The sequence below is a fragment of the Paenibacillus sp. SSG-1 genome (assembly GCF_002224835.1).
GTDB classification, from domain to species: Bacteria; Bacillota; Bacilli; order Paenibacillales; family Paenibacillaceae; genus Paenibacillus_AQ; species Paenibacillus_AQ favisporus.
The window spans coordinates 6315482-6325481 of sequence record NZ_MBRK01000001.1; the positions used below are offsets into that span (position 1 = coordinate 6315482).

A 10000-nucleotide genomic window follows, 5' to 3' on the forward strand; every position below is an offset into this window, starting at 1 on the left:
CAGCTTCATGTTGTCCTTCGTTTCCGGATCGTTCATTTCTACGTTCATAACAGCATCCTGATAAGCAGGGAAGTTATTTTTATTGATGGCCGTGTTGACTTCGAACTGGTTGACTTTCAGGTAGTTCTTCAGATCGTTCAGGCCTTTGCTGATTTCATCCTTGCTGTCCGTCGAGTTCAGATCCTTCTTCATTTGGTCAATGTCTTCCTGGTTAACGCCGAGCATTTCACGGTACTCATCCTTGCTGATAATATCAAGAATTTTCGGCAGCGCTTTGTTCACCAGAATGTCAGCCGCTTCTTTCACGTTGTCATTGGTTACATAGAATTGAACCACCTGCTTGGCATCCACGCCATCCGGGAGGTTAGCGTCTTTAACCGCAACGTCTTTAAAATATTTCTTACCATCATATTCGGTAAACAGGGTATTCATAATTTCGCCGGCGAGCTTCTTCGTCTTTTCGGGATTCATCATGTCGGGGTTAAAGGACGTTCCCTGCTGTTCCGCCAGCTCTTTCATATCGAGTACCAGGAATTTACCTACAACGTCTTCAGGCAGCGGCAGCATCGGGATGCTCGGCACTTTGACGTACAATTTATCTTGGGTCATTACCATCGGAATGTTAAAGCTCATGGACATGTCGCCCTTCAGGTTAATTCCGAGCGTCATCTCCGTTTGTTGTGGATCGTTCTGATATACCCCATCGATCGTCAATTCCGCATTTTTCAGCATGCTCATCACTTGGCTGGCTGCGGCGTTATCAGCACTTGCACTGGTAACCTGCAAATCTTTAATCGTTACCTTACTCTTCATTTCGTACGATGTCATTTTCATCGCGTTGACGGCCGAAGCCTCCAGCGCTTCCTTCGGTTCCTTCTTGCTGCTGCAGCCTGCAAGCACCACGGTCATTGCCAAGACCAGTGTAAGAATCAGGGCTGCCCATTTCTTCTTCATCACAATCTCTCTCTCCTCTCGTCTCTAAAAAGCAAAAAAATACCCCTTGTAATCATAAACGATATCGTCCGTTACCGGAACCCTTTTTTGGAAATCTTTTGGTGAATTTTCATTTTTAACGCAAAAAAAGACATCCTGGCTTTTAGCCGGATGCCTTTTTAGACGGGACCTTAGGACCCTTCTCTATTCAAATGACTAACATGATTCCGGTTCTTGACCTTCTTCGATCCGGACAACGGCTCCTGCATACCGGACCGCTCCCGGTCCCGGTTACGCGGCTGCTGCTCTTGCGCTTCAGGTACCGGAACAGCGTTTGGTTTACTCATCGGCGATTCCCCCGTATACGTTAGGATGGTTAAGAATGCGGATGCTCCAGGTCGATCGTGTGCTGATGATTGATTTCATCTTCATGCCTACGATCGTTTCGCTTCTGCTGCAACTGATTTGCCTGATGGCTGTTTACTGCCGTGTGATCCAAATCCTCTACGACATTGCTGAGATTTTTGTCGACACCCGGTTTGGCTTTGGTCATCGTCGTCCCTCTTTTCTTAAGAGTGATGCGTCAAATCGTGAAGGGCTTGGGCGCACTCGTGAATTTGGCGGGTGTAATCCTGCGCCATATTCTGAATGACGTCCGTGCGTTCGTCTACCGTGCGTCCTTCGCGTTCTACATCCACCAGATCCACTTTAACCTCCCGTGTATCCACGTAGGAGCACTGGAAGTCGAATGAATACTTCGACCGCCCCGCGGTATCGATATGGATCCGCAGCGCCTGGGGATTTGCCTCGTCGGCAAACACCTGTGCCTGGTCGGATGAGTCAAGCGTTTGAGGAAGCTGGGATTGCCAAGCTTGGACCAATTTGTTTTGGTTCAATTCAAAGTCTCGGTTCATGATTGAACACCTCCCCTGCCTTTGTTAATGTGCGGAGGATGCGCTCTTTTTATGCGATAACGGTGTTTGGCAAAAACAAAAAAAGCCGCTCCTGCATAAGCAGAATCGGCTTTGTCATTGGTTTGTTTAAATGGCGGAGGGGATGGGATTCGAACCCATGTGGACTTGCGCCCTAACGGTTTTCAAGACCGCCCCGTTATGACCGCTTCGGTACCCCTCCACGTGGAAAATACATCAGTGTCACGCAACGCGTAACAAAAATATATTACCACAGTTTAATGCTAATATCAACCCTGGCTTTTAGGGACAATAACTTTAACATTGCCCATATAAGGCTGAAGCACATCCGGAACGACCACGCTGCCGTCTGCCTGCTGATAATTCTCCAGAATGGCCGCCACGGTCCGTCCTACGGCAAGTGCCGATCCATTCAACGTATGCACAAACTCAGGCTTGGCCTTAGGCTCAGGACGGAAACGGATGTTAGCACGCCGTGCCTGGAAGTCCTCCGTGTTTGAGCAAGAGGAAATCTCCCGGTAAGCACCGCTCTCTGGCAGCCAAACTTCCAGGTCGTACGTTTTTGCCGCCGAGAAGCCCATATCTCCCGTGCTGAGCGCCATCACGCGATACGGCAGCTTCAGCAGCTGCAGAACGCGCTCGGCATTTGCCGTCATTTTCTCAAGCTCTTCATAAGAGGAATCCGGATGCACAAGCTTCACCAGTTCCACTTTATTGAATTGGTGCTGGCGGATCAAGCCTCGTGTATCACGTCCGGCTGAACCGGCCTCCGAACGGAAGCAGGAGCTGTAAGCCACGAAGTGCTTCGGCAAATCCTCCACCGATAAAATTTCATCACGGTAATAGTTGGTCACCGGCACTTCAGCGGTCGGGATCAAATAGTAGTCCGTGTCACGGATTTTAAACAGATCCTCTTCAAACTTCGGAAGCTGTCCGGTACCGCGCAGGCTGTCCCCATTGACGATATAAGGCGGAAGCATTTCTTCGTAGCCATGCTCGCTGCTGTGCAAATCCATCATAAAGTTGATGAGCGCACGCTCCAGACGGGCACCGAGCCCCTTGTAGAACGTAAACCGCGAACCCGTAACCTTGGCTGCCGCTTCAAAATCAAGAATGCCCAGGTCCTGGGCCAGATCCCAGTGGGCTTTTGGAGTAAAATCAAACGTCGTCGGCTCCGACCACCGGCGCAGCTCCACATTGTCTTCTTCGGACTGGCCGACCGGTACCGACTCGTGCGGAATATTCGGAATGGCCATCGTCAGATCAGAAATAGACGCCTCCAGTTCGCGCACTTCCTCGTCCATCGCTTTGATCTGGTCGGAAACCTGACGCATCTCCAGAATCAGCTCGTCTGCGTTCTCCCCGTTCTTTTTGCGCTTGGCTACTTCACCGGAAACGGTGTTGCGGCGGTTTTTCAGCGCCTCGCTCTCCTGCAGCAGCTCCCGGCGGCGGGTATCCAGCTCGGGAAATCCGGCAATCAAATCCAGCGACTTGTTCCGGTTTTTGAGCGCCTGCTCCACTCTCGCGAAATCACCGCGTAATATTTTCACATCCAACATTGGACAATTCCTCCTAAAAAGAAAAACGTCTTGTGCGACGTACTTCCATGATGAGACCTGCTTGAATCAAAAAACAACCCTGACCCCTTGAAAGGTATCCTCAGACCGCCGCTCAGGCCGCCAACCGAGGAATACCTTTTACCTAAAGCTTACCCAGGAGGCAGCGTTTAGATATCATCAAAAGAGTCAAGGTGTCATCGTGTTACCATCGTTTATCCTGCTGATTTAAGACGCTTGACTGGCTTTTACCATATCCACAAAATACTGATGGAGCCGGTAATCATCCGTCAGTTCGGGGTGGAACGAAGAGGCGAGCAAATGGCCCTCTCGCGCGGTCACAATCTCGTCGTTATAGGAGGACAGTACGTCGACTCCATCGCCCACACTGCGGATCAGAGGAGCACGGATAAAGACGGCACGAACCGGCTCCTCAATCCCCTTGACGTCCAAATCTGTTTCAAAGCTCTCCCGTTGACGCCCAAAAGCATTGCGCGCCACGGTGATATTCATCAGCCCCAAGTGGGGCTCTTCCTGGCCTTCGATCGACTTCGCCAATACGATCAATCCGGCACAGGTGCCGAAAATCGGCTTGCCTGCATCCGAAAATTGGAGAATCGCTTCAATAAACCCGTATTTCCGCATCAGCTTGCCGATGGTCGTACTTTCGCCGCCAGGGATAATCAGGCCCTGAACTTGCTCCAGTTCCTCTACCTTTTTAATGGCGATGCCTTCGGCGCCGGCCAGCTCGATGCTGCGAATATGCTCTGCTACGGCACCCTGAAGCGCCAGTACCCCGATTTTCATATGTCCAGCCTTCTCTCTCTTACCAGCCGCGGTCCGACATCCGCTCAGACGGGCTCAGCTTCGAAATCTCAATGCCTTTCATTGGCGCACCCAGGTTTTTGGATACTTCGGCAATCAGCTTGTAGTCTTGGTAATGCGTTGTTGCTTCCACGATCGCGCGGGCAAACTTCTCTGGATTATCGGATTTGAAAATACCCGATCCCACGAATACTCCGTCGGCTCCCAAATGCATCATCAGCGCCGCGTCGGCTGGAGTAGCCACGCCGCCCGCAGCAAAGTTAACGACCGGCAGCTTGCCGCTCTCGTGAACACCAAGCAGAAGGTCGTATGGTACGCCAAGGTTTTTCGCTTCGGCATACAGCTCGTCCTTCGACATGCTTTGCACTTTGCGGATTTGACTGTTGATCAGACGCATATGACGAACGGCTTCGACAATGTTGCCTGTTCCCGGCTCGCCTTTCGTACGGATCATCGATGCGCCTTCGCCGATGCGGCGCAGCGCTTCTCCCAGGTCTTTGGCACCGCAAACAAACGGCACGGTGAAGTCCCATTTGTCGATATGAAATACTTCATCGGCAGGCGTCAGAACTTCGCTCTCGTCGAGGTAGTCGACACCGAGGGATTCGAGCACTTTCGCTTCCACATAATGACCGATACGGGCTTTCGCCATAACCGGAATCGATACGACTTTCATAACCTCTTCTACGATCGTAGGGTCAGCCATACGCGCCACACCGCCGGCAGCACGAATATCTGAAGGAACGCGTTCCAATGCCATGACGGCCGTTGCGCCCGCAGCTTCAGCGATCTTTGCCTGTTCGGCATTCATGACGTCCATGATGACGCCGCCTTTTTGCATTTCAGCCATACCTCTTTTAACTCTCGAAGTTCCCGTTTCCAATGGTTTACGCCTCCCGAAATATATATCATGTAATCCGCCCTTGCCTATGGATGGCAGGATGGTTGCATACTCTGCAGAGCTGCTTTTGTGGACTAAAGTAAAAATCTTATATTGATCTTAAAAAAGATTTTTGATTCCGTCAAATAAATCACCAAACATTTCCTTAATAGCGCGGAAGAACAGGCGCAGCCAGCTGCCCTTCTCCACTTCGTCCGATGTGATCAAATTGACGGTTTTCGTCTGAGGCTTCTCAATCCCATCTACTTTATAGGTATAAGTGATGGTACCGACCTTGGTTCCTTGCTTGATCGGAGCCACAAGCTTGTCCGCCGGCTCAAGCTGAGTTTTGAAGGTAACGCCTTTGGCATCGGAGCCTTTAGGTACCATAAAGGAGACCGGGGCATCCGTTACGACGCCGACCGAAGTTTTGACGCCTTTTTTGACCTCAACGGAGTCCAGACCTTCAACCTTGGATTTGCCGGCCACGGCCTGCTTGATCTCAAAGTTGTTGAAGCCGTAATCAAGCACCTTGCGGGTCTCGGTAAAGCGCTGTGCTTCCGATTTCGTTCCCATGACGACGCTGATCAGGCGCATGCCATCGCGTTCGGCTGTTCCCGTAAAGCAGTTGCCGGCGTTATTGGTATGACCCGTCTTAAGGCCGTCCAACCCCGGGTAGGCGTAAGCCTTAAAGTTCGGAATATCCTTATTCGCTTCAAGCATCCAGTTCCAATTGATGATCGGATTTTTATCGCGCTCACGGAACTTATAGGATTGGATCGCCGTATATTTAGAAAAATCTGGATGGTCCTGGACGATATGCTTGCCCAGGATGGCAGCGTCCATCGCGGACATGACCGTCTCCCCTTCAGCCGAAGGACGATACTTCTCAGGCATATCCGCACGGTCGAGCCCTGTGGAGTTGATAAAGTGGGCTGTCTTCATCCCGAACTTCTTAGCCGTTTCATTCATTAGATTGACGAATTCCTGTTCAGACCCGGCTGCATACTCAGCCAGCGCTACGGTAGCATCGTTCGCCGAACCTACCGCCATCGCTATGTACAGTTCCTCAACGGTATGTTGATCATTAGCATCTAAAAAAATACGCGAGCCGATCGTCTTGGAAGCATTATCGCCAACGGTCACGACATCGTCCCATTTAAACTTGCCCTTTTTGACCATATCTGCGATGAGATATTCGGTCATCATCTTGGTCATACTCGCTGGCGGCAGTGGATCATCCGCGTTCACCGACAAGAGGACTTGCCCTGTCGTTGGTTCGATCAACACGGCGGATTTCACTTGAAGCTGCAAAGACGATACGCTTGGCACCTTGCTGGCCGTAGTGGTCGATGCGGTATTCGTAGTGGTCGTTGTTGCTGTTGTTCCCTCAGCCAAAGCCATGGCCGGTAGAGCGGACAGCATTAACATATTCAATAGCATAACCGAGGCTACGCTCTTTTTGACAAAGTGACGTTTGCGTTTGTGCGAAGATGGTTTCCCCAACTTGCTCCATTTCTTACTCAATGAATTGTTAACTCCCCTCTTGCCCTTAAATCTTACTTGTCTATTCTAACACAGGGTATACTGCAAAAAAAGACAGACAGGCCTAATTTAGGCCTGTCTGTACAAGAAGATGTTGGTTTTGTGCAAACCGTGTCGAATATTACAACGAGTAGTTTGGAGCTTCTTTCGTGATCTGCACGTCGTGCGGATGGCTCTCACGAAGACCCGCACCCGTGATGCGGATAAATTGGGTATCTTCACGCAGCTCCTGCAGGTTTTTCGTTCCGCAATAGCCCATGCCCGAGCGGAGACCGCCGATCAGTTGGTGAATCGTGTCGGACAAAGGACCTTTATAAGCGACGCGGCCCTCAATTCCTTCCGGAACGAGCTTCTTATCGTCGTCCTGGAAGTAACGGTCTTTACTGCCTTGTTTCATCGCGCTCATGGAGCCCATGCCGCGGTAAACCTTGTAGCGGCGGCCTTGGTAAATTTCCGATTCCCCAGGGCTCTCTTCCGTTCCCGCAAACAAGCTTCCCAGCATAACGGCATGGCCGCCGGCTGCAAGTGCTTTTGTAATTTCGCCGGAGTATTTAATACCGCCGTCTGCGATGATCGGCACTCCGTACTCTTTAGCTACCGAAGCACAATCGTAAATCGCTGTGACTTGCGGCACGCCGATACCGGCAATAACGCGCGTCGTACAGATTGATCCGGGTCCGATACCGACTTTGACAACCGAAGCACCTGCTTCGATCAGGTCGCGTGTCGCCTCGCCTGTAGCCACGTTGCCTGCAATGATCGTAAGATCCGGGTACAAGCTGCGCAGATGGCGAACCGCATCCAAGATATTGATATGATGGCCGTGCGCGGAATCGACGACGATGACGTCAACGCCGGCCTTGACCAGAGCTGCGGCCCGATCCAAACCATCCTTCGAAATACCGATTGCCGCGCCTACAAGAAGACGTCCTTGCGCATCTTTTGCCGCATTCGGGAACTGAATGGCTTTCTCAATATCTTTAATGGTAATAAGACCTTTTAATGTGTTGTTCTCATCAACCAGCGGCAGCTTTTCAATTTTGTGCTGCTGCAGAATGACTTCGGCTTCTTGAAGCGTCGTACCTACTGGGGCAGTTACCAGGTTTTCACGAGTCATCACTTCGGAGATCTTAATGCTGTAATCATGAACGAAGCGAAGGTCGCGGTTTGTAAGAATACCGATCAGTTTGTTATGCTCGTCCACAATCGGAACACCCGAAATCCGGAATTTCGCCATGACCTGTTCGGCATCGGATACGAGGTGATCGGCTGTCAGTGAGAAAGGATTGGTGATAACGCCGCTCTCGGAACGCTTAACCCGATCCACTTCCTCCGCTTGCTGTTCAACCGACATATTTTTGTGAATAATGCCGATGCCGCCTTCACGTGCAATCGCAATGGCCAGGGCAGCCTCCGTCACTGTGTCCATCCCTGCACTGATCAAAGGAATGTTCAGCTTAACCGAGTCGCTTAGTCTCGTGGACACATCGACTTCCTTTGGCAGCACTTCGGACTTCCGGGGTACCAGCAAAACATCGTCAAACGTAAATCCTTCTTTAGCAAATTTTTGTTCCCACACTTCGTAATTTCCCCCTCATTTGTCATGTAATGTATTTGTTAAAATCCTTATGCAACAAGGCTTGAAAATCGTTTCTGAAAATATATTATTGCCATCTTAGCAAAGCCCACTCGAAGCTGTCAAGGTAATCAGTCTGGTAAAAATGAGAGGAATCGCCCTTGTCTTGCAGGGGCAAATACATGTCCACTTGAAACGGACAAGATATGCAAAAGACATCCCATTGGTGGGATGTCCAAAATCATTTCGGTTCATACATGAAACTGGAGGAGGAACTACCTTTAGGTTGCCACGCCCTGAATTGTATCAAAAGCTCAATATTCCATTCCAAGGGTCTGAATAAAACAAAAAAACCACCGTTGATATTCATCAACAGTGGTCCTTCGCTTGGCAACGTCCTACTCTCCCAGGACCCTTCGGTCCAAGTACCATCGGCGCTGGAGGGCTTAACGGTCGTGTTCGGGATGGGTACGCGTGGAACCCCTCCGCTATCGCCACCAAACGTTCAAGTGTTTGATCACCTGAAAACTAGATACGAAACGAATCTGTGTTTTATATTTTTTTGGATAAGCCCTCGACCGATTAGTATTGGTCAGCTCCATGCATTGCTGCACTTCCACCTCCAACCTATCTACCTCGTCGTCTACAAGGGGTCTTACATACTGGGAAATCTCATCTTGAGGGGGGCTTCACGCTTAGATGCTTTCAGCGCTTATCCCGTCCGTACGTAGCTACCCAGCCATGCTCCTGGCGGAACAACTGGTGCACCAGCGGTACGTCCATCCCGGTCCTCTCGTACTAAGGACAGCTCCTCTCAAATTTCCTACGCCCACGACAGATAGGGACCGAACTGTCTCACGACGTTCTGAACCCAGCTCGCGTACCGCTTTAATGGGCGAACAGCCCAACCCTTGGGACCTACTTCAGCCCCAGGATGCGATGAGCCGACATCGAGGTGCCAAACCTCCCCGTCGATGTGGACTCTTGGGGGAGATAAGCCTGTTATCCCCAGGGTAGCTTTTATCCGTTGAGCGATGGCCCTTCCATGCGGTACCACCGGATCACTAAGCCCGACTTTCGTCCCTGCTCGACTTGTAGGTCTCGCAGTCAAGCTCCCTTCTGCCTTTGCACTCTTCGAATGATTTCCAACCATTCTGAGGGAACCTTGGGGCGCCTCCGTTACTCTTTAGGAGGCGACCGCCCCAGTCAAACTGCCCACCTGACACTGTCCCCATACCGGATTACGGTACCAGGTTAGAACCTAGATACGATCAGGGTGGTATCCCAACGGCGCCTCCACCCAAGCTGGCGCTCAGGTTTCAAAGGCTCCCACCTATCCTGTACAGATCGTACCCAAATCCAATATCAAGCTGCAGTAAAGCTCCATGGGGTCTTTCCGTCTTGTCGCGGGTAACCTGCATCTTCACAGGTATTAAAATTTCACCGGATCTCTCGTTGAGACAGCGCCCAAGTCGTTACGCCATTCGTGCGGGTCAGAATTTACCTGACAAGGAATTTCGCTACCTTAGGACCGTTATAGTTACGGCCGCCGTTTACTGGGGCTTCGGTTCACAGCTTCGGGATTACTCCCTAACCGCTCCCCTTAACCTTCCAGCACCGGGCAGGCGTCAGCCCGTATACTTCGCCTTGCGGCTTCGCACAGACCTGTGTTTTTGCTAAACAGTCGCTTGGGCCTTTTCACTGCGGCCCCCTCGTGCTATTCACACTACCGGGGCACCCCTTCTCCCGAAGT

Annotated in this window: 9 protein-coding genes, 1 tRNA gene and 2 rRNA genes (1 of these 12 only partly in view); all 12 read right to left on the reverse strand. The window is 51.0% G+C overall.

Annotated elements, in window-relative coordinates; genetic code table 11:
* The coding region (locus BCV73_RS28815) for a hypothetical protein (protein ID WP_256993037.1) at window positions 1-954 on the reverse strand (954 nt) is incomplete at its 3' end.
* Window positions 955-1124: 170 nt separating this feature from the next.
* Window positions 1125-1280: a small acid-soluble spore protein P gene (locus BCV73_RS28820; RefSeq protein WP_076176930.1), complete on the reverse strand. Its 156-nt coding sequence runs from the start codon at window positions 1278-1280 to the stop codon at window positions 1125-1127.
* 29 nt (window positions 1281-1309) lie between these two features.
* Entirely contained in the window at window positions 1310-1486 is a 177-nt protein-coding gene (locus BCV73_RS35215) for a hypothetical protein (RefSeq protein WP_167527155.1), read from the reverse strand.
* Window positions 1487-1502: 16 nt separating this feature from the next.
* Window positions 1503-1847, reverse strand: a complete 345-nt coding sequence (locus BCV73_RS28825) for a hypothetical protein (RefSeq protein WP_076176929.1) — start codon at window positions 1845-1847, stop codon at window positions 1503-1505.
* 131 nt (window positions 1848-1978) lie between these two features.
* Window positions 1979-2067 (reverse strand) — tRNA-Ser (locus tag BCV73_RS28830).
* Between the two features lie 67 nt (window positions 2068-2134).
* Window positions 2135-3424 carry a serine--tRNA ligase gene (gene serS, locus BCV73_RS28835; protein ID WP_089549444.1) on the reverse strand — a complete coding sequence of 430 codons (1290 nt, stop codon included), beginning with the start codon at window positions 3422-3424 and terminating at the stop codon, window positions 2135-2137.
* Between the two features lie 225 nt (window positions 3425-3649).
* Window positions 3650-4228, reverse strand: coding sequence for a pyridoxal 5'-phosphate synthase glutaminase subunit PdxT (pdxT, locus tag BCV73_RS28840; protein WP_089549445.1), 579 nt, complete (start codon window positions 4226-4228; stop codon window positions 3650-3652).
* 19 nt (window positions 4229-4247) lie between these two features.
* Window positions 4248-5129: a pyridoxal 5'-phosphate synthase lyase subunit PdxS gene (gene pdxS / locus BCV73_RS28845; RefSeq protein WP_076176926.1), complete on the reverse strand. Its 882-nt coding sequence runs from the start codon at window positions 5127-5129 to the stop codon at window positions 4248-4250.
* 117 nt (window positions 5130-5246) lie between these two features.
* Window positions 5247-6569 carry a D-alanyl-D-alanine carboxypeptidase family protein gene (locus tag BCV73_RS28850; protein WP_089549446.1) on the reverse strand — a complete coding sequence of 441 codons (1323 nt, stop codon included), beginning with the start codon at window positions 6567-6569 and terminating at the stop codon, window positions 5247-5249.
* 223 nt (window positions 6570-6792) lie between these two features.
* Window positions 6793-8250 (reverse strand): IMP dehydrogenase, encoded by a 1458-nt coding sequence (gene guaB, locus BCV73_RS28855; protein WP_076176925.1) that lies wholly within the window; start codon window positions 8248-8250, stop codon window positions 6793-6795.
* Between the two features lie 382 nt (window positions 8251-8632).
* Window positions 8633-8749, reverse strand: a 5S ribosomal RNA gene (gene rrf, locus BCV73_RS28860).
* Between the two features lie 60 nt (window positions 8750-8809).
* Window positions 8810-10000, reverse strand: a 23S ribosomal RNA gene (locus tag BCV73_RS28865); it runs 1738 nt beyond the window's last position.